The organism is Dyadobacter flavalbus, assembly GCF_006149045.1.
GTDB classification, from domain to species: Bacteria; Bacteroidota; Bacteroidia; order Cytophagales; family Spirosomataceae; genus Dyadobacter; species Dyadobacter flavalbus.
This window is the reverse complement of record NZ_VBSN01000028.1, coordinates 39,397-60,357: the sequence shown is the minus strand read 5'-3', so window position 1 is coordinate 60,357 and position 20,961 is coordinate 39,397. Positions and strand designations below refer to the sequence as shown.

Genomic DNA, 20,961 nt, shown 5'->3' with positions numbered 1-20,961 from the left:
AGCTATTAGCCGTTAGCTTTTGGCTTTTAAATAGTAATTATGTTTATTGAGAAGCTTGTAAAAACGCTTAATAAGGACAATTTACAATTAGCTATTACATAAAAAGAGCCGGATTAACCTTTGTAGAAAGGCAATCCGGCTCTTTTTATTTCTATTACAAATATTTTAAAATATCATTGTGAAAGCAGAAAAAACAAGTCCTAAACGCCAATAGCTAATGGCTAATGGCTAATAGCTAGCAGCTAACAGCTAACATCAATCCGTTATCAGCTTTCCGGTTTTTTCGTCAATTTCCTTTCTTATGATAACGACTGCATGCTTGTTGGGCATAATGCCTACGCCATCCAGCTTGGCATAAACTTTTGTAAACTCAGCCCCGAAATACAGGATAATGGATGAATAATAAATCCATGTCAGCAGAATGACAATCGATGCAGAAGTTCCGTAAGTAGCCCCGAGATCGGATTTGCCAAGGTAAAAGCTGATTGCAAATTTTCCGATGAGAAACAATATAGCTGTAAATCCCGCGCCGATCATGCATTCTTTCCAGCGTAGTTCCCCGTCCGGCAGTACTTTGAAAATGACTGTGAACAAAGCAGTGATAATAGTCAGTACAAGGCCAAGATTAACGAAGTAAAAGATAATGACCGAAGCCTCGGAAAAATAACGTTCGAGCCGGTTGCTAAGCACATCGACCAACGCACTTGCGCCAAGCGAAACAACAAGTAAAAAGCCAAGTGTAAGGATCAGTGAAAAGGAAATCAGGCGGTTTTTAAGATACTGCAGCCAGCCTTTTTTCGGTTTTGATTTGATGGCCCAAATAAAATTGATGGAATCCTGCATTTCGGCAAAAACCCCGGTGGCACCAATGAGCAACGTTCCGATACCCAGTGCCGCTGCAATGCCAGACTTGTTTGAGAGTTCGGCATTTTTTAGAATTTCCTGCAACTGCAGTGCAGCACTCGATCCGACCAAACCTCTGATTTGCCCGAACAATTCACCCTGAATCGCATCTCTGCCAAAAAAAATGCTGAACACCGAAATGATGACCAGCAACATGGGAGCAAGTGAAAAAATGGTATAATATGAAAGGGCTGCACTTAATTTCAGCCCGTTGTCATTCATAAATTCACTGAAGCTCTCCTTTAAAACAGAAAAATACAGTTTTACGTTTTTCATAAATAGTTCTGATCTTGCTTGTCATACCTTGCAGTATACCAATAAGACACAAATATTCATGCCAAAGTAACAGCCTTTTATTATTTCACAGAAGCAATCCGGCCAGCGTTGCAGACATGTAAGAAGCCAGCGTTCCGCATATCAGCGCCTTGAATCCCAGGCGGGCAAGATCGGCACGGCGCGACGGAGCCAGTTCACCGATACCACCGACCTGAATGGCAATGGAGCTGAAATTGGCAAATCCGCATAATGCAAAACTGGTGATTACTATCGTTTTATGATCCAGCGTATCTTTCAGTTTTACAAGTTCCAGATAAGCTACAAATTCATTGATAACCATTTTGGTACCCATCAAGGAACCGGCTGCTTCAATGTCCTTGCCCGGAACGCCCATTGCCCATGCGAACACGGAAAAGAATTTGCCAAGAATGAAGTTGAAACTCAGTTGAGGAAAAGAAAACAAACCGCCAATGTAACCAAGCAGATAGTCAAAAAGCGCAACAAGCGCGATAAAGCCGATCAGCATGGCAATAACGTTGAAGCCTACTTTCAGGCCTTCACCGGCTCCTGCTGCAATGGCATCCAGCAAATTGGCATGCGTCTTCTGGATTTCCAGCTTTACTGCGCCTTTTGTGTTGGACTGCTCCGTTTCCGGAAATACGATTTTTGAAATTACGAGTGCGCCGGGAGCGGCCATCAGGCTTGCCGCTATAAGATAGGGCGCAGGAACGCCGAGCGAAATATAAACCGCCATTACGCCGCCGGCAATGCATGCAAAACTGCCCGTCATCGAAGCCATCAGCTCGGAATTGGTCATATTTTTCAGGTACGGCTTGATCATGATCTGCGCCTCCACCTGTCCTACAAAAGTACTTGCCACATTGGAAAGTGCTTCCGCGCCGCTCACACCCATTAACCAGTAAACACCGCGCGCAATAATACTGACTACGCGCTGCATGATGCCCAAATGGTAAAGCATATTGACCAGAACGGCCACAAAAATAATCGTTGGAATAACCTTGAAAAAGAAAACGAAATCGTTGCCCGGACCGAAAGCCTTTTGCATCAGGTCCGGCCGTACCAATGTGCTGAAAACAAAATCTGCACCTTTGTCTGAAAAAGACAGCAGTTTCTGTACTTTTTCTCCCAGCCACTGAAAGACCGCTTGCCCCGTTTCAGTACGGAGAATAAAAACAGCAAGGCCGAACTGAAGTGCAAGCCCTACTCCAATCGTCCTGTAATTAATTGCTTTTCTGTTGTTTGACATTGCGAATGCAACGCCGAGAATCAGGACAATACCGAGCAGTCCAGTAAATCTTTCCATATATAATCAAATGTCGCCTTTGCCCAAAAGCTGCAAAATAACAACAAAATAATTGCAAGTCACATATGGTTGAAAATATACGGGATCAGGCGTATTATTTAGAAGTTTTATCCGGTTTTTTAACCGTAGCCAGTTTATCGGCATGCCGGTGGATAATTTTCCATTCGCCGCCTTCTTTCTGGAACAGAATTGTTGCCTGAAAATTGACCGTTTTACCGTTCGGGAATCCGTACTGCTCCGTTTGTACAAGGTAAGCCTGCTCCGCACCGGAACTGCCGCCTATTTTCTCGGAAATGTAAGTATTGGCACCTGCAATCTGCTTTGATGAAAGTTTCAGAGCATCTTCTACTGCCTCCCAGCCTTTTTGCGTGCCGGCCGCAGGCCCTGTAAACATCGTTACGTCATCTTTACGGGACCACAAGGCTTTTGCCAGAGAATCATTTCCATGCGCGAGATCAAGGTTTGCCTGCTGCATTCTTTCAATAGCTTCATTCAATGAATGATCAGCAGCGGCCGCTTCCTGCAACGGCTGAAGGCTTGCAAGGTGCGGCTGGATGCTTTCCGTAGCTTTGGTCCTGTACTTGTATGAAGATGCAAGCAGGATCAACAGAATAAATACACTTATATTTCTTTTCATGGCTAATAAATTTCAAGATTAATATGCAAATCTTTATTACAAATATTCAATTTAATATCATAAGAAAATAGCGTATTTATACCTGATTACTACACATTATACCCATTTACTACGCTTAAATCAATTAAAATAGTATACCGGACACATATAAAAAAAGGGAGAACAGGCTAACCTGTCCTCCCACTGAACCTTAATCAGTAAAATCAGTAACCCAAAACGGGCGAAAGCCACTTTTCTATTTCTTCCAGCGGCATGTTTTTTCTTCGTGCATAATCTTCAACCTGATCCTTGAATATTTTTCCGACCGGAAAATAGCGGCTTTCCGGATGTGAGAAATACCAGCCGCTTACGCTGCTTGCCGGATACATCGCATAACTCTCGGTCAGTGTAATTCCCAGCTTTTCCGCATCAAGCAAGTCGAACAGCATGCGTTTTTCGGTATGGTCCGGACAAGCAGGATAACCCGGGGCCGGACGTATGCCGGTATAAGATTCTTTTATCAGTTCTTCATTGGAAAGCTCCTCATTTCTCGCATAGCCCCACAATTCCTTTCTGACACGTTCGTGCATCAATTCTGCAAGTGCCTCCACCAAACGATCCGCCAGCGCTTTTACCATAATGCTGTTATAGTCATCATGATCTTTTTCATATTTATCCAGAAGCGCTTCAATTCCCAGTCCCGCAGTTACCGCAAAGCCACCGATATAATCCGTTTTGCCGGTTTCAAGCGGCGCAATGAAATCGGACAGACAGTAATTGGCAAGATTGGATGCTTTCTGGCTCTGCTGGCGCAAATGGTGCAGAACTGCGGAAGTATCCGCAACCAACTCTCCCGCATTCAGATTATCCGTTCCATGCTGGCTGATCCGGTACTCGATATGCTGATGAGAGCCATGTCTTTCACAAGGCACATCCCGTGTTTCTTCCTCAAAATGGTGCAAGACAATGTCATCCTGAATAGAATTTGCCGGCCAGAATCCGATCACTGCTTTTGCTTTAAGTGTTTTATCCCGAATAATCTCTCCAAGCAACACGGCGGCATCTTCATAAAGCCTCATGGCTTCCGCGCCTACAACCTTGTCTTCAAATATCTTCGGGTATTTTCCGTGCAGCTGCCAGGTCTGGAAAAACGGCGTCCAGTCAATGTATTTTGCAATATCGGCAAGATCGTAATCATCATAAATCCTTGTACCCAGAAACTGCGGTTTTTTGGCTTCAAAGTTTGTCCAGTCTATTTTAGCCTTGTTTTCACGTGCATTTGCAATCGAAATGTGCGCTTTTTCCCCGCCTCTTTTGGCATGGTCTTCACGGAGTTTGGCATATTCCGCCTTTATATCCGACAATACTTCCGCCTGACTTTGCTCGTTCTGGATCAATTTTCCCGCAACAGGCACCGAACGCGACGCATCCAGCACGTGGATAACGGCACCGGAGTAATTCGGGTCAATTTTTACCGCCGTATGAATGCGCGAAGTTGTCGCCCCGCCGATCAGCAGCGGCATTTTCAGGTTCCGGCGCTCCATTTCCTTGGCAACACCCACCATTTCGTCGAGTGAAGGCGTTATCAGTCCGGACAATCCGATAATATCAACGTTATGCTCAATGGCAGCGGCCAGGATTTTATCCGTCGGAACCATAACGCCGAGATCAATAATTTCGTAATTGTTACAGCCCAGCACCACGCCTACAATGTTCTTTCCAATATCGTGCACATCGCCTTTTACGGTCGCAAGCAGAATTTTACCTGCGGAATTGTTTCCTTCGCTCTTTTCCGCTTCAATGAACGGCTGCAAATAAGCTACGGCTTTTTTCATTACCCTTGCCGATTTTACCACTTGCGGAAGAAACATTTTTCCTTCTCCGAACAAGTCGCCGACAATGCTCATGCCGTCCATTAAAGGACCTTCAATTACTTCCAGAGGTCTGCTGAAAAGTTTTCTGCATTCTTCAGTATCTTCATCGATATAATCCGAAATCCCTTTTACAAGCGCGTGTGAAATACGCTCCGTAATCGGCAGCTGCCGCCAGGAAAGATCCGGGCCGCTTTGTGTTTTTCCTTTATCTTTAACCGTTTCGGCATAAGTAACCAATCGTTCGGTTGCATCCGGACGGCGGTTCAGCAGTACATCCTCAACGAGTTCCAGTACATCTTTCGGTATTTCGTCATAAATCCCGATCTGCGCGGCATTCACAATGCCCATATCCATTCCTGCACGGATCGCATGGTACAAAAATGCCGTATGGATTGCTTCACGAACGGGTTCATTGCCGCGGAAACTGAAAGAAACATTGGAAACGCCGCCTGAAACTTTGGCATGCGGCAGGTTTTCCTTGATCCAGCGCACGGCATTAATGAAGTCCACCGCATAATTGTTATGTTCTTCCATTCCCGTCGCCACGGTCAGAATGTTCGGGTCAAAAATGATGTCCTCTGCCGGAAAACCGACTTCATCCACCAGAATACGGTATGCTCTTGAACAGATTTCAATACGGCGCTCGAAGTTATCCGCCTGGCCCTGTTCGTCAAAAGCCATGACAACCGCAGCCGCGCCATAGCGCAGTACAGTCCGGGCGGATTCTTTGAATTTCTCCTCTCCTTCTTTTAAAGAAATGGAATTTACAATGGATTTTCCCTGCACGCATTTCAGCCCGGATTCAATCACTTCCCATTTGGAAGAATCGATCATGAGCGGAACTTTTGAAATATCCGGTTCCGAAACAATCAGGTTCACAAATGTTTTCATCGCCTCCACGCCGTCGATCATTCCTTCGTCGAGGTTGATATCAATAACCTGTGCGCCGCTTTCAACCTGTTCGCGCGCAATACTTAATGCTTCGTCATACTTGCCTTCACGGATCAGACGGGCAAACTTTTTGGAACCGGTCACATTGCAGCGTTCACCGATATTGACAAAATTCGTCAGCTGATTGATTTTAACGGGTTCCAGACCCGATAACTTCATGACTGTATCCGCAGCAGGCAACGTTCTCGGACGATGCTTTTTGGCAAGATCAGCAATGACACGGATATGGGCCGGCGTAGTTCCGCAGCAGCCGCCGATGATATTCACCAGATTATCTTTGAGAAACCCGTCAATGACTTCACCCATTTGTTCAGGCGACTCGTCGTATTCACCCATTTCATTCGGCAAACCTGCATTCGGGTGAGCAGAAGTATAAAACGGTGCTTCTTTGGCAAGAATCTGGACATAAGGCCGCATCAGGTCCGCACCCAACGCGCAGTTCAGTCCGACAGACAATAACGGCAAATGTGAAACTGAGGTGAGAAAAGCTTCGGTTGTCTGGCCGGATAAAGTTCTTCCGGATGCATCAGTAATCGTACCCGAAATCATTACCGGCAATGCTTCCCCCGGTGCTGCTTTCCAGGAAGGCAAATGCGCTACTTTTCCATTTCTGGCGTCTGTAAAGAACTGATCAATCGCAAAAAGCGCCGCCTTTGCATTCAGCGTATCAAATATCGTTTCAACAAGCAGCAAATCAACACCGCCGTCGGTCAAGCCTTTAATCTGTTCATAATATGCTTCTACCAACTGATCAAAACTGATGGCGCGGTAGCCGGGATTGTTTACGTCCGGCGACAAAGAAGCCGTTCTGTTTGTCGGCCCGATGGAACCTGCAACGAAGCGGGGCTTTTCCGGTTCGCGCTCGGTAAATTCGTCCGCAACTTCTCGGGCCAGCCGGGCAGATTCAAAATTCAACTCATAAACAATTTCTTCCATGCCGTAATCCGCCATGGCAATCGTTGTTCCTGAAAAAGTATTGGTTTCGGCAATATCCGCTCCCGCTTCAAAATAAGCCGCATGTATTTCTTTGATAATGTCCGGCCGTGTCAGCGAAAGCAAATCATTATTGCCTTTTACATCCTGTGGCCAGTCACTGAACCTTTCTCCTCTGTAATCATGATCTTCCAGTTTGTACCGCTGGATCATGGTACCCATAGCGCCGTCAAGTACCAGAATACGGTTTTTGAGAATTTCTCGGATATCTGCCTTTTGCGTTGCTATCATATTTTAATGTTTTTGTGTGATTACTAAATGTTTGGAAAACTGTGGGTTCATACAAGCATACAAATTTAGCGCAATAGATGTTTTGTTTTATAAAATGAAAAAATTCAGATTAATAGTCTGCCAGAATTTACTTACACAAATAAGTTATCTATATTCGGCTCTTTCAAAAAGTGAATAAAGATATTCTATCTATGTACAATCTGGATGAAACCGATGCGAAAATCCTGCATTTCCTGCAACAGGATGCAACTTTAAAAACACGGGAACTGTCAGAAAAGTTAAATCTTTCCTATACGCCGGTTTATGAAAGAGTAAGGCGGCTTGAAAAAGAAGGTGTTATCAAGAAATACGTCGCACTTGTAGACCGTGAAAAAATCGGCCGCAAGCTCATGGCCTTCTGCAACATTGCATTGAAGGAACATTCGAAAGTCATGGGCGAAAAGTTTGTAAAAGCGGTTATCGCCATGCCGGAAGTCATGGAATGTTTCAATATTTCAGGGGATTATGATTTTCTGCTGAAAGTTGTCGTGGACGACATGAGTCAATATCAGCAATTTTTGATGCAAAAACTGGGTTCTCTGGAAAACATCGGCAGCACGCACAGTTTGTTTGTGATGGGTGAAATAAAAAATTCCTCTGCGCTGGAAATGTTCCCTTTGAAAAAATAAATACGGAACCGGAAAGTCCAGTGCCGTATTCCAACTCACCCCTAACAAAAATTCTCAGTGCTTCTTATGCCTTTTCCCGGACTTTTCCAGCTCCTTGCTGAAAGTTCCGTCTGCATTGAAAAGCAGCACTTTAATAACGTTATCAGCTGTAATTGCTACAAAATAAGCGCCGTCCGCATTCGTGGCGGCAGCCGAAACTGTCGAGCCGGCATAATTGGCGGTAATGTAAGCAGTGATTGCTGCCGGAAGCGCACTTACGTCAATTTTGGTCAGACTTGCCTTGTGCGCATGTTGTTTCAGCTCTTCCTGGAATGTTCCGTCCGCGTTGAACAACAATCCTTTTGCCGTTCCGTCAGCCAGAGTAAGGGCCACAATGATTTTTCCGGACTGGTCTTTTGCAGCATATTTGATTTCAGAACCTGCGTAAGTAGCTGTAATGTAACTTGTAACCGCAGCCGGCAAATCAGCCGTTGCCACTTCGGTAAGTTTTCCCTTGCATTTTCCCGCAGTTACAGAATCCGTAGAAACCGAATACCTGGCAGCCGTTGAAACCACACTTTCAAAATCCACCGATTCCACAGCCGGATCAACAGCGGAACCATCCTTTTGACATGAAGAAAACCAGATTCCTGCCAGCACAACCAATAAAAGCGAAATTCTTTTCATAACTCCCACTTACGTTTTTTGTAAATAATCAAACCGTTTTCTTGCATTACGCAGCGGGAAGAAATATTTGTTGCATATGAATTTACAGTTACTTGAATTTCAGAGTTAAAATGCTATTTATCTTTAACTTAGAAATGCATCTTTTTTTATAAATTCAGATAATTTGTAAAAGTCTGCAACAGATGATCTTTATTGTACGTAACCCTCAATAAGAATTCAATCCCTGACAATCTGATAATCTGACTTTGCTGTTCGGAAGAAAAATATCCTTTAACGAAAGCGACTTTGAATCGGTCGTTTCTGCATGCATTGCCGGAAACAGTCAGGCACAACGTTATCTGTACAAGCAGTTTTTTGGATATTCCAAAAGCATTTGTCTCCGTTACACTTCCACAACGGAAGAAGCGGAAGAAGTCCTGAACGAAGGTTTTCTGAAAGTTTTCAACAACCTTGAAAAGTATGATTCGACGCATCCTTTCAAAGCCTGGCTGAGAACCATAATGGTCAATACGGCCATCAGTTATTACAGAAAACACAAAAAGCACAGCGAGGACGTCATTGCACTGGAAGACGCACCGTATCCCAAATTTGACGAAGATGTGATCAGCCAGATTACAGCAGACGAAATACTGGAACTGATACAGCAAATAAAGCCAGTGTATAAAAACGTGTTTCTGATGTATGTCGTCGATGGCTATAATCACCGTGAAATTGCAGACATGCTGCAGATCAATGAAGCAACAGTACGGTCACATTATGTACGTGCGAGGGCACGTCTGCAGCATCTGATCAAACAATATTACCCGAATCTCTTCCCAAGTGATTGGGCTGTAAAGTCATTCAAAGGAAATGAAAACTAGTAAATTTGAAAATACTATACGCCAGAAACTGGAAAGTATCGAACCGGACTTTCAGGAACAGGACTGGGCCAAAATGCAGCGTTACATGCAGGCTCATACCCCGCCCACTTTCTGGCAGCAGTACAGTTCATGGATCGGATACGCCGCTGCGGCTTCCATAACCACGGTTATGGCATTTTTGTATGTAAATCAGCTTTCAAAAAACAACAACCTGACTGCGGATGTAAAAAACCTCAGGAATCAGATTGAAGTGATTAAAAGCACAGCCGCGCCGGCAGCTAAAACGGATACAATTTATATCGTTCAGAAAGAATCCGTTGACATAAACGATGCGCCTTCTGCTAACGGGAACCGCAATGAGTATTTAACCGGAAACCGGAATTCTGACCGTTACAATTCAGAAAATCAGCATGCTGCAACTGCATATCCAACTGCAGAAAAATTCAGTAACTCCAGTGAAGGCAGCAATGCTTTGGAAAGTAAACAGCATCATGAAGTTCTGGCTAACGCAGAAAGTTCTTCAGACAGCGCACCGGATTCCGACAATGCACTAATCAGCAAAGGACCAGTTTCCGGAAAGTCTTTGGCAATTGCGAAACAAGGCAATCCGAAATCCGAAGCTTTTACCGGAAATGAAAACACCCGTTCTTTTGATAATGAAAGGATTCTGGGTCCGGAAATCAGTCTTGACAACATCGGGATTACAACTTTGCATAATGAAGAAAATTCGGTTTCGCGCAAAATGAATTATAATCTTGCAAGCCGCATTTCAGCAAGACAAGTGAACAAAAGCCTTCTTGCAGTTTCTGCAATGGTTTCAAAAGCACAGGTTCCGGCCAAAAACATTGAAAAAACAAATAAAACGGAAAAGGTAATTCCTGAACTGAACCTGAAAGTTCCATACCGCTTTGGCGGCGGCCTTCAGGCTGAAAGTAACGGAACTTCCAAAACCATTCTGGGCGAAGTACTGGTTACCAGAAAGATTTCCATTTCTGCCGGTATCAGCTGGCTGAAAGTGAAACCGATGGAATTCTTTACGGAAAAAATGTTCCGGGATAAAAACAGGAAAGATTTCAAAAGATCTCATCCGGATGAAGTTCCGCTGGCTTTGGAAGTGTTCAACATCAAGGTTAGCCCGACTATGGTGCAGATTCCGCTTACGGTGGCTTTCCGGAATACGGTAAAAAATGATTGGTCTTACTACGGAAGTGCCGGAACAAATATCAGAATTTCATCCAGGGAAAGTATTTCCTTTGCATGCCGCGCCCCTAACAATGAATTTATTAATCAGTCTTTTGAGCGGAAAACGGATGCGCCGATTGTAAATTCCATGAATGTATCACTAGGCATCGAAAAAGTATGGCACCCGATTGTAGTTCAGGCGGAGGGATATTTATATACTTATTTCAAACCACTTACGCCGCTCAGCCATAGCGGCGGTCCGGGTGTAAAAGTGAAATTGTTATATCAGATAGGCGGTAAAATGTAAATGGTAAAACCGAATTTTTACGTGCATTAATGTATCTTGTTGCTTAATGTTCTATTTTTGGCTTTTATTTACTCCCCTATTATATAGCTTTTGAAATTCGCTGCAATCGATATCGGATCCAATGGCGCCCGCATGCAAATATCTTCGGTATTGCATGATGAAGGCGTCTCTCGCTTCAAAAAAGTAGAATACGTTCGCTTTCCGCTTCGTCTGGGCCATGATGTATTTACGCAGGGCAGGATTACCGCCCAGAGTGAAGACCGCATGATCAAGCTCATGCTTGCTTATCAGCTTTTGATGGAGCTGCATGAAGTGGACGATTATATGGCATGTTCCACTTCTGCCATGCGCGAATCCGACAACGGCCATGAAGTCCGGGACCACATTGAAAAACGTACGGGCATTTACATCCAGATTATTGACGGTCAGAAAGAAGCAGAACTGGTTAATAACGTTGTTGTAAAATCCCTTGGCGAAGGTCAGTACATTCACATTGACGTCGGCGGCGGCAGTACAGAGCTTAACATTTACAAAGACAGGCAGAAAATCAATGCAAAATCTTTCAAACTTGGTTCGGTCAGGTTACTGGAAGGCAAAGAATCCAAAAATGTCTGGCCTAAAATCAAGGAATGGATTAATCAGAATGTAGATTACAGCCAGCCTATTCAGGCAGTCGGAACAGGCGGAAACATAAATAAACTGTTCGATCTTTCATCCAAACTTACCGAAAGCTCTACAAGTCTGGATGAAATCATCAGGATGAAAGACTACATAGCGCAGTTCTCATTATCGGACAGAATCAACAAACTTCAGCTGAACCCCGACCGCGCCGATGTCATTGTTCCAGCCGGTGATATATATACTTCTGCCATGAAATGGGCAGGTGCAAGCATCATTCATGTTCCGGACGTTGGCCTCAAAGACGGCATGTTACAGCTGCTTTACGACCGTGCCTGCCGCAAGAAAAAGGCCTGAAACAGGTTACCAAACCTGTTCCAGGTCTTTAGATGTGTATTTATGATTTCTTTCCACAAAAACCGAATCCTTTGCTTCTTTTTTCAAAGCAAGCATATTCCTTTTCCCGAGTCTTGCAATAAGGGCAACGGGAAGAAGAATGAGAAAGAAAACAACTGAAAGCAGGATTCTTCCGTTGATTGCACCTAAAATTTCTGCCAGTTTATACCACAACTTAACAATTAGATTTCCCGCGACCGGAACAGCAAGGCTGATTACGCCGATACCGGCTGCGGCATACAGGAAATACACGTATTGCGATTTCAATATAAAATACAGGACGATCAATCCGGTAACAATAACAAGTTGTGCTTTAAGCTTTTCTGATTCTGTCATTAGTTGAAAAATTTAGTACAACAGCATACTTGTGCACTATGCCATTGTACAATGAAATCTGATTGGTTAATCGATAAATATATTCATCAGAACAGGGTATAAATAAACGGAGCCACAGCAGAACCTCCGCCAATCACGATCAGAACGCCAATCAGTAACAGTATAATGATTACAGGTGCCAGCCACCACTTCTTGCGCTCTTTCATGAACGCAAACAGGTCAGTCAAAAAATCCATATTTCTAGTATTAAGTGTGTGTTTCAATGTTGTCTAAGGTCGGGCTTCATTGCTTCAAATAGTTTGTCAGCAATCAGGCTGTTAATGACAGAACTGGCATGTCCGTCATTCTTTCCCACAATCCGGTCCTTTTCCGGCACCTTTGCAATCGTATTGTTTAAAGTAATTACATGAACTTTTTTTGATCTCAGAAAGCCTTCAACCGGCTTGGTATAGGCTGCACTTTTATCCAGTTGAAACAAAAAAGGAATAAACACAGTGTACATTTCAGCTTTACTGGCTTCTTTATAAAGCGTAAATCGTGATAAATCGCGGAGATGCGCATTGAGTACGGTTGTATCAGTATATGCTGATTGAACAAATTTTTCAAATGTACTGAATCCGGTATGCGGCAGTTGCCAGTAAATAAAATTGGGTAGATAGAATCGTTTTACCAACATGGAAAAAGGGCCATGCAGGTCTGCATAAGATTCGGCACCGGAAAGAGAAAGACCATTTTCCCTTCCAGCTTTCTCAATATCATTGGGAAAGTACTGCAGGATAATAATATCCGGTTTTATCGGAAACTCTTCAAGCCTTTTTGCTTCATCCCGGGTATCTGCTCCGGAAACGCCCAGATTATAAACGCTGTATCTTTCAACGCCCAACTTTGCCTGTAGAATATCTGAAAAACGTTCGTTTACATTTTTAAGGCCATGTCCGGCAGCAAAGGAATCACCAATGACCAATACATTGATTTTTCCCGCTTCATCCATTATTTTCTTATCCCGATATCCCAGCTCATTAACCGGATGCCAGTATTTTTCCCACCATATCTGAGAAGCTTTTGACGAAATCCCTTCGTGGCTTTGCGGAACATACATGAATATGACCTCGAGAAGGATCAATGTAATAACAAGAGGAACCACAAGAGTAACGATATTGGCAACAAGCCCCTGCATCCTGCTTTTTATGATACTGTAATAAAAAACACGCAGGATTTCAACAGAAACCAGAAACCAGAAAGCCAGCCTTGTTAATCTTATATACCAGTTGTCGCTAAGTGGAAACCCTGCATATTCTATTTTAATCTTAAATTTATCAGCAAAAAACAGAAGCAGAAAAAATACACCAAGAAACAGTATGCGTATAAAACTTGTGAAAATTTTAAAAATCATTATAGAATCAGTGTGTGTTAAAAGACAATCAATCCAGAACGAACTCCTCTTTCCAATTATCTTTTTCGAGCCATTCCGGCTGCTGCTTTTTATCAAAAATAAAGTCTCCAATAACCAGGTAATCCATTTCTGTACGCATAAAACAACGGTAAGCATCATTTGGAGTACAAACAATCGGCTCTCCGCGTACATTAAAACTGGTATTTACAATTACTGCATATCCGGTCAGCTCTTTGAATGAATTGATCAGTTCGTAATAACGCGGATTTGTTTCCTTATGAACAGTCTGTATACGAGCGGAATAATCAATATGCGTTACGGATGGAAGATCGGAACGCTGGAAATATAGTTTTCCACGAAGATCCATTGCATCATAATTGGCCGGAACCGGCTTACGACGCTGTTTTGCTACCGGATGAACAAGCAACATATAAGGCGAATTTCCTGCATATTCAAAATAACTGGAACACTCTTCGGCCAGAACGGATGGAGCAAATGGCCTGAATGATTCCCTGTACTTTATTTTTAGATTTAATTTCTTCTGCATCTCTGCATTTCTCGGATCGCCCAGAATGCTTCTTCCGCCCAATGCCCTTGGCCCGAACTCCATTCGCCCCTGTATCCAGCCTATTACATTTCCGGCTGCCAGCAAGCGGGCTGTCTCTCTGGAAAGTTCTTTAAAATCATTGTATTGTGTATAAACTGCCTTGTACTTTTTTGCCGTCAGAATCACTTCAAGATCAGAGAAAGTAGGCCCAAGATAGGAACCGTGCATGGCATCAGCTTTCCAGGTAACTTTCCTTTCATTGTTGAAATAGATGTGATAAGCTGCCTGTGCAGCGCCTAGTGCGCCGCCGGCGTCTCCGGCTGCAGGCTGAATAAATATGTCTTTGAACAGATTAGCTTTCTGAAGTTTACCGTTGGAAACACAATTCAGTGCCACACCGCCGGCCATGCACAGATACTCGGCACCAGTAAGCCTTTTTGCTTCCTTAGCCATGCGAATCACAGCTTCTTCAGTAACATTCTGAATGGCCAGCCCAAGATTACAATGCATGGATTCAAGTGCATCGTCCGGTTTTCTGGTTTTGAATCCAAAAAGCGCTTCCCATTTATGCTCATCAACCATTTTCAAGCCTGTTGCATAATCAAAATATTCCTGATTAAGCCAGACAGATCCGTCCTCTTTTAATTCAATTAGTTTACTTAATATGATCTGTTCATATTTCTTTATATCCGGCGAAGTAGGGTTTCCATAAGGCGCCAGTCCCATCAATTTGTATTCACCCGAATTCACCCGAAAGCCCAGAAAATAAGTAAATGCCGAATAAAGAAGACCCAGAGAATGAGGAAACCGCAGTTCTTTTAAAATACGGATGTCCTTTCCATTGCCCATGCTGATGGAAGCAGTAGCCCATTCACCAACGCCGTCAATCGTTAGTATGGCTGATTTCTCAAATGGAGATGGATAATATGCACTCGCTGCGTGCGAAAGATGATGTTCAGGAAAAAGAAGCTTTACTTTTCTATTTTTATCATAGCCAAGCTTCACAAGCTCCTCATTAATCAGGCGTTTCAAGAACATCTTTTCCTTGATCCAGACTGGCATGGCAGTCAGAAAAGATCTTATTCCTTTTGGTGCAAACGCATAGTATGTTTCAAGCAACCTTTCAAATTTAAGCAGCGGCTTGTCATAAAATACGATTGCATCCAGCTCATTGATTGACAACCCGCCATATTCGAGGCAAAATGCAATTGCATTCGAGGGGAAGCCCGGATCATGTTTTTTGCGGGTAAAGCGCTCTTCCTGTGCTGCTGCAACAATTTCTCCATTATCAATAAATGCAGCTGCGGAATCATGATAGAACGCTGAAATACCTAAAATCTTCATATTAAATAATTATAAATCCTGACTTCAATAGGATGCATAGCGAACTGGATCTGTATTAATCCTTTTTCCCGTGGTTAACAAATATTTATTGCCTCCATCAATGACACCAAGAATTACTTCATATTCTTCATTCGCAGTAAGGTACTGATTCAATAACGGATAAGAAGAGGCATAACCCTGATAAAACTGACCAGTTGTAAGTAATCCGAATAATGAACTTTGCGGGTTTTGGGCTGGAAGGACATGCATATTCTTTCTTGATTTAAGAATGACATACGCACCATCATCAAAGCCGGATTTTCTTTTGAATTCAGGAACTAGTACAGAAATAAATTGTCCGCTGTTTACTTCAACATGAGTATACCCTCTGACTGGTATTTTAGTCAGGTCTGTAAACGGCAAGTCCGGAAATCTGTACGTTCCATGATTCAAACAGTTTTCATACATCGGATCTACAACTGATTTTACCGACAAGTATATTGGAGCAGAGGGAACCACACGGTTTTTAGACCATCCGTAGGCATCCGCTAATATGATTTTGCGAAAAAAGTCCAGTTCACCCCATACCTGAAAATAACCGTTCACAAAATACAGAATGGATAAGCCAAGGCATATAAAGCCCGCTTTTTTGTAGCTGCCCTTGATCCAGGAAGTTTTAAGAAATAATAAATAAGTCAGAACTCCCCAGAACAAAAACATATGCTTGTAGCGATTCAACAAAATAGATTTTGTTCCCTCAGCAGCACGTCCAAAAGCAAAAGCGGTAAATGTGAGCAGAAGAAAAATAATGCAGCCCCAGATCCAGATTTCATTTAATGAAACGTCAGATTTCCCATACAAAACCTTCTTTATTAAATAAATAAACTCGTATGAGACAAAACCCAGAATAATCAGTCCTGACACTAACGCAATCCATATACGTTTATCATCAGGAAGTCTTGGAAATACATCTGCTATCATGCCAGGCATTGCAATAACGATCGCAATCATGATATCCCAATGTAACAGATTATCAGACATCGATGGCCTGAAATCTGGAACGACCAAGTTATGAAAATAAAGGATTACCGGAGGTGCAATCAAACTAACCCAGATCAGGAATTTGAGCTTTTCACGCTGTACAGCCAAAGTTAATGCGCCGACAACCAGTATAAGTACTCCAGTTACATCCGAAAAGATAGATAGCAATCCAAAGAATATTCCTAAGGAAAAATAAAAAGCAGTGCGTCTGCTTAGGCACCATATCGAAGCGAAAGCCCAAACGTAAACAGCAATGTGCTGCAATGGAACCATGGACTGATATAATGCACCAAAGTTAACTTGCGTGAAAATGATAAAAGGAACTGGCAGAAAAAGATAAAAAGGCACCTTATTTTCTTCTTTGAACCACTTGAAAATAAGTAACAAAAAGACAAGGTATGTTGCAATCCCGAAAAATGCGACAATGCGAAAATCAAGAAAGCCCAGAATACTGTATGAAATGATCGCCATTAATCTTACCATGATAATGCGGCGTTCATCATCCTGTGTAGTTAGAATCTCCCATAACTGCACAGGGCCTTTCACTCCTGTTGCCCATTGTCCAACCGGGCCCAGTATTGCATCAACGTCATCCTGATAAGGGACATTAACAGACATCTGAAACCAGACTGTGAAAAAAAATAGAACAGGAAAAAGGATACACAACAGGTAAAAAGCTTGGTAGAAAACTTTGTTTTGCCGGTAATGAAGCCAATTCTTATTCAACATGGATCTGGAAAAATTAATATCTCGCCAAATCTATTTCATTCACAGAAAAGAAAATTTTGAAGTTACCCTGCGGTTAAGTTCAGAGGACTAAATACAGAATTTTTAACTAACGGTCGATTACAGATTTAAAAGGATAGTCTAAACAACCTGCATTTTGAAGTTCGGCAGCGCAATTCGCGGTTCAACTTTTTGTCCTTATGCCAGAATGCGCTTTCCTGATAATCAAGTGTGATCAGGAAAGCGCATCTGCTTTGCTTCAAGAAAGTCAGGCTATTGCGACACGATCCTTACCGGCTTGTGATCCTCGTCCAGGGCTACAAAGGTAAAGATTCCGGTAACGGCTTTTTCCCGGCCTTCTTCATACATTTTCTCCACAAAAATATCCACCCGGACTTTCATACTTGTATTTCCGACCGTTTCAACCCGACCGACAAGTTCTATAATGGTTCCGGCCGGGATCGGGTGTGTAAAATCGATACGGTCGGATGATACCGTTACGCAGCGAAGGCGGGAAAAACGTGTGGCTGCAATAAAGGCAACTTCATCCATCATGGACAATGCCGTTCCGCCAAACAGCGTATCGTAATGATTGGTATTATTAGGAAAAACGGTTTTGAAAACGCGTGTTTCCGAGGCAAGTATTTTTTCTTCGAGTGTCAAAACGTTGGACCTTTATAGTAAAAACATATTTATCAATAGCAGCTTTGCCGTAGCCTAAGCATCAAACAAATGTCAGGAATCGAAGCGTATAAACGATTTATATGCCTCAATTCCTGACAAATTTAGTACTATTAATCAATACGCAGCCGCAACGGATTCCCGCAGCAGATTTGCCGCTGCAATCATGTTTCGCAATGCAGCTTCTGTTTCCGGCCATTTTCTGGTTTTCAATCCGCAGTCGGGATTTACCCACAGGTTCCTTGCCGGAATGACTTTCAATGCTTTTTCCATCAGCTGCACCATTTCTTCAACCGTCGGCACGCGCGGGGAATGGATGTCGTAAACGCCGGGGCCGATTTCGTTCGGATACTCGAATTCTGCAAATACATCCAGCAGCTCCATCTGCGAACGGGAAGTTTCAATCGTGATTACATCCGCATCCAAAGCAGCAATGGACGCAATAATGTCGTTGAATTCGGAATAGCACATATGCGTATGGATCTGCGTCTGATCGGCGACTGCCGCGGCACTCAGCCTGAATGCATCTACGGCCCATTGCAGATAATTGTTCCAGTCCTTGTTCCGCAGCGGCAAGCCTTCGCGAATAGCCGGTTCGTCGATTTGTATGACTTTGATTCCTGCTTTTTCTAGATCGGAAACTTCATCTCGAATGGCCAGCGCGATCTGGAAAGCGGTTTCTTTTCTCGGCTGATCGTCCCGTACAAAAGACCACTGCAGGATCGTTACGGGTCCGGTCAGCATTCCTTTTACAAGCTTGGCGGAATTGGCCTGCGCAAAGGAAGACCATTTTACCGTCATGGCTTCGGGCCTTGCAACATCGCCGTAAATGACGGGCGGCTTCACGCACCGGCTGCCGTAACTCTGCACCCAGCCATTTTGTGTAAATGCGAATCCGGACAGGTTTTCACCGAAATATTCGACCATATCGTTCCGCTCGAATTCTCCGTGTACAAGCACATCAATGCCCAGTTCTTCCTGCCAGCGCAGCGAGCTTACGATTTCCTCTTTGATCCGGTTTTCATATTCCTGAGTAGTCAGAATGCCTTTTTTCAGATTGGCTCTTAATTGCCGCACTTCATCCGTCTGCGGAAAAGAACCGATTGTAGTGGAAGGGAAAAGAGGCAGTTTCAGTTTCTCCTGCTGTACCGACTGACGGATCAGAAACGGGCTTTGCCGTTCAAAATCACCAACTGTTACGTTTCTTACCCGGCTTTTGACTTCCGGTTTATGGATCAATGCTGAATTTTTCCTGTTTTCAACGGATGCCTGATTTGTTTTAAAATCTTCATCATTCTGAAAATCTGAGCCGGACAAACGTGCTAATGTCGCAACTTCATGCAGCTTTTGTCTGGCAAACGCCATCCAGTCCTTGATTTCCGGGGTCAGGATTTCCTCATTTTTTTCGAGGTCCAGATCATACGGGCTGTGCAGCAGCGAGGAAGATGGCGCGATCATCAGCCGGTTTTCACCCAGTACTTCTTTTGCTACATTGATGTATGCAAGCGATTTGCTGTAATCATTTTTCCAGATATTGCGCCCGTCCACAACGCCAAGCGAAAGCATTTTGGAAGAATTTACAAAGTCCTCGTTTTCCAGAATCGCGGACAGGCTTTCCGATCCGCGCGTTACATCCAAATGCAGTGCATCCGCCGGCAATGCAGCAGCAACCGGCAAATTATCTTCCAGTGCGCCGAAATAAGTGGCAACCAGGATTTTCAGTTCAGGAACTGCTTTTCTGATCTCGGTATATGCATACTGAAATGCCTGCTTTTCTTTTTCACTCAGATCCAGAACAAGTCCGGGCTCGTCAAGTTGTACCCATGCGGCACCGCGTGCGGAAAGTTCTTTCAGTATGGAGGTATAAACGGGCAGCAGGTTTTCCAGCAGATCAATTCTGTAAAAACCCTTTTCTTTTTCCTTGCCTAAAAGAAGATAAGTAACCGGCCCGACCAATACCGGTTTTGTAAGTATGCCTTTTTGACGTGCGTCTTCAAACTCGATGATTACCTTGTCGGAATAGCGGCTGAATTCCTGATTTTTAATAAATTCGGGAACCAGAAAATGATAGTTTGTATCAAACCATTTGGTCATTTCCATGGCTTTTATATCCATTCCCTCGCGCTGAACGCCTCTTGCCATGGCAAAATACAGATCCAGCTCACGATTGGATTTCCCGTCGATCAGCTGATGATAACGTTCCGGAATGGCGCCGACCATTAAAGTCGTATCCAGAACCTGGTCATAAAGGGAAAAATCATTGGAAGGAATGAGGTCAATGCCGGCATTCTGCTGCGTTTCCCAGTTCTGATGACGAACCTGACGCGCTGCCTTGAGCAATGCATCCCTGTCGATTTTTCCTGCCCAGAATTGTTCGTTGGCCTTTTTGAGTTCCCGCTGACTTCCTACGCGCGGGTAACCGAGATTGTGTGATAACATAAAACTGCTTTTAAAGAGTTAATAAAAACCCTTTGAAAACACCCCCGTCCCGATCCGTCGGATTGCATTTATTCCGTGATGATCTGTACGTGTTACAAGGCAGGAATCCGGTTTTATACGGCTAAACATAAAATATCTGCTTCCGTAAGAATCAATCCTGCTGAAAACCGAAATCCTGAATTTGTAACTGTAAAATCAATGCTTAACTGTCTTCTTTTCGTGAGAAAACAGCTATTGAGCGTAGCGGCAAGTCTCCTGGCTTGTATTATTTTCACCATCCTTCTCGCTGTTACGGGTTGCAAAAACCTTCAACAACAATGGAATGCACGGGTAAAAAACTGTTCTGCACTTTACAGAACGAATACTTACAGTAGCACGACTGCCCGTGAATTGCACACGGTTCCTTTTTAATTTCTGCTTTTCCGGATGAGGGTTCCGGAAGCGAAAACCACTACCCCGATTGACGGGCGTTCACAAAGAACAGGGCAAATTTATGCTGAAATCCGGCCGCTCAAAAACAGGTCCTTATATTAAGTGAACAGCCCCGGAATTTCTGAACCGAACGCGATAAATTATCTTTTTTTCAAAAAAACAAATAGTCCGAAAAGTG

Annotated in this window: 16 protein-coding genes and 1 riboswitch; of the genes, 4 read left to right on the top strand and 12 right to left on the bottom strand. The window is 43.5% G+C overall.

The window, feature by feature from the left end; translation table 11 throughout:
* Nucleotides 1-255: 255 nt before the first annotated feature.
* The 4 genes from FEM33_RS09775 to metH form a co-directional block, all read right to left on the bottom strand.
* The gene (locus FEM33_RS09775; RefSeq protein ID WP_139011880.1) at nt 256-1,179 is read right to left on the bottom strand and encodes a YihY/virulence factor BrkB family protein; all 924 of its coding nucleotides are present in this window, start codon (nt 1,177-1,179) and stop codon (nt 256-258) included.
* Nucleotides 1,180-1,264: 85 nt separating this feature from the next.
* A complete protein-coding gene (locus FEM33_RS09770) occupies nt 1,265-2,503 on the bottom strand; it encodes a NupC/NupG family nucleoside CNT transporter (protein WP_138281095.1) in 1,239 nt (412 codons plus the stop codon).
* Between the two features lie 94 nt (nt 2,504-2,597).
* The gene (locus FEM33_RS09765) at nt 2,598-3,140 is read right to left on the bottom strand and encodes a nuclear transport factor 2 family protein (RefSeq protein WP_139011879.1); all 543 of its coding nucleotides are present in this window, start codon (nt 3,138-3,140) and stop codon (nt 2,598-2,600) included.
* A 203-nt stretch (nt 3,141-3,343) separates the two neighbouring features.
* Nucleotides 3,344-7,168, bottom strand: coding sequence for a methionine synthase (gene metH, locus FEM33_RS09760; RefSeq protein WP_139011878.1), 3,825 nt, complete (start codon nt 7,166-7,168; stop codon nt 3,344-3,346).
* 191 nt (nt 7,169-7,359) lie between these two features.
* Between metH and FEM33_RS09755 the strand changes: the two genes are divergently transcribed.
* On the top strand, nt 7,360-7,836 hold the full coding sequence (locus FEM33_RS09755; protein WP_139011877.1) for an Lrp/AsnC family transcriptional regulator: 477 nt from the start codon (nt 7,360-7,362) through the stop codon (nt 7,834-7,836).
* 54 nt (nt 7,837-7,890) lie between these two features.
* Here the strand turns inward: FEM33_RS09755 and FEM33_RS09750 are convergent, their stop codons facing one another.
* On the bottom strand, nt 7,891-8,502 hold the full coding sequence (locus FEM33_RS09750; RefSeq protein WP_139011876.1) for a PepSY-like domain-containing protein: 612 nt from the start codon (nt 8,500-8,502) through the stop codon (nt 7,891-7,893).
* A gap of 245 nt (nt 8,503-8,747) precedes the next feature.
* Here FEM33_RS09750 and FEM33_RS09745 point away from each other — a divergent pair, with 245 nt between their 5' ends.
* The 3 genes from FEM33_RS09745 (at nt 8,748) to FEM33_RS09735 (ending at nt 11,826) form a co-directional block, all read left to right on the top strand.
* Nucleotides 8,748-9,362: an RNA polymerase sigma factor gene (locus tag FEM33_RS09745; protein WP_201747724.1), complete on the top strand. Its 615-nt coding sequence runs from the start codon at nt 8,748-8,750 to the stop codon at nt 9,360-9,362.
* On the top strand, nt 9,352-10,851 hold the full coding sequence (locus FEM33_RS09740) for a hypothetical protein (protein WP_139011875.1): 1,500 nt from the start codon (nt 9,352-9,354) through the stop codon (nt 10,849-10,851). Before FEM33_RS09745 ends, FEM33_RS09740 begins: the two co-directional genes overlap by 11 nt.
* 90 nt (nt 10,852-10,941) lie before the next feature.
* Complete coding sequence (locus FEM33_RS09735) at nt 10,942-11,826, top strand: Ppx/GppA phosphatase family protein (protein WP_139011874.1); 885 nt, start codon at nt 10,942-10,944, stop codon at nt 11,824-11,826.
* Between the two features lie 6 nt (nt 11,827-11,832).
* On the opposite strand, the gene FEM33_RS09730 is transcribed toward FEM33_RS09735, so the two are convergent.
* The 7 genes from FEM33_RS09730 to metE all read right to left on the bottom strand — a co-directional run bounded on the left by FEM33_RS09730 (nt 11,833) and on the right by metE (nt 20,351).
* Nucleotides 11,833-12,201 carry a hypothetical protein gene (locus FEM33_RS09730; protein WP_139011873.1) on the bottom strand — a complete coding sequence of 123 codons (369 nt, stop codon included), beginning with the start codon at nt 12,199-12,201 and terminating at the stop codon, nt 11,833-11,835.
* Between the two features lie 86 nt (nt 12,202-12,287).
* A complete protein-coding gene (locus FEM33_RS26540) occupies nt 12,288-12,437 on the bottom strand; it encodes a DUF5989 family protein (RefSeq protein ID WP_201747723.1) in 150 nt (49 codons plus the stop codon).
* A 23-nt stretch (nt 12,438-12,460) separates the two neighbouring features.
* Entirely contained in the window at nt 12,461-13,594 is a 1,134-nt protein-coding gene (locus FEM33_RS09725) for an SGNH/GDSL hydrolase family protein (RefSeq protein ID WP_139011872.1), read from the bottom strand.
* Nucleotides 13,595-13,622: 28 nt separating this feature from the next.
* Nucleotides 13,623-15,485 carry a carbamoyltransferase family protein gene (locus FEM33_RS09720; protein ID WP_139011871.1) on the bottom strand — a complete coding sequence of 621 codons (1,863 nt, stop codon included), beginning with the start codon at nt 15,483-15,485 and terminating at the stop codon, nt 13,623-13,625.
* 24 nt (nt 15,486-15,509) lie between these two features.
* On the bottom strand, nt 15,510-17,123 hold the full coding sequence (locus tag FEM33_RS09715) for a hypothetical protein (protein ID WP_139011870.1): 1,614 nt from the start codon (nt 17,121-17,123) through the stop codon (nt 15,510-15,512).
* 381 nt (nt 17,124-17,504) lie between these two features.
* The gene (locus FEM33_RS09710; protein WP_139011869.1) at nt 17,505-17,894 is read right to left on the bottom strand and encodes an acyl-CoA thioesterase; all 390 of its coding nucleotides are present in this window, start codon (nt 17,892-17,894) and stop codon (nt 17,505-17,507) included.
* Between the two features lie 135 nt (nt 17,895-18,029).
* Nucleotides 18,030-20,351 (bottom strand): 5-methyltetrahydropteroyltriglutamate--homocysteine S-methyltransferase, encoded by a 2,322-nt coding sequence (gene metE, locus FEM33_RS09705; protein ID WP_139011868.1) that lies wholly within the window; start codon nt 20,349-20,351, stop codon nt 18,030-18,032.
* A gap of 228 nt (nt 20,352-20,579) precedes the next feature.
* Nucleotides 20,580-20,819: riboswitch (cobalamin riboswitch) on the bottom strand.
* Between the last annotated feature and the right edge of the window lie 142 nt (nt 20,820-20,961).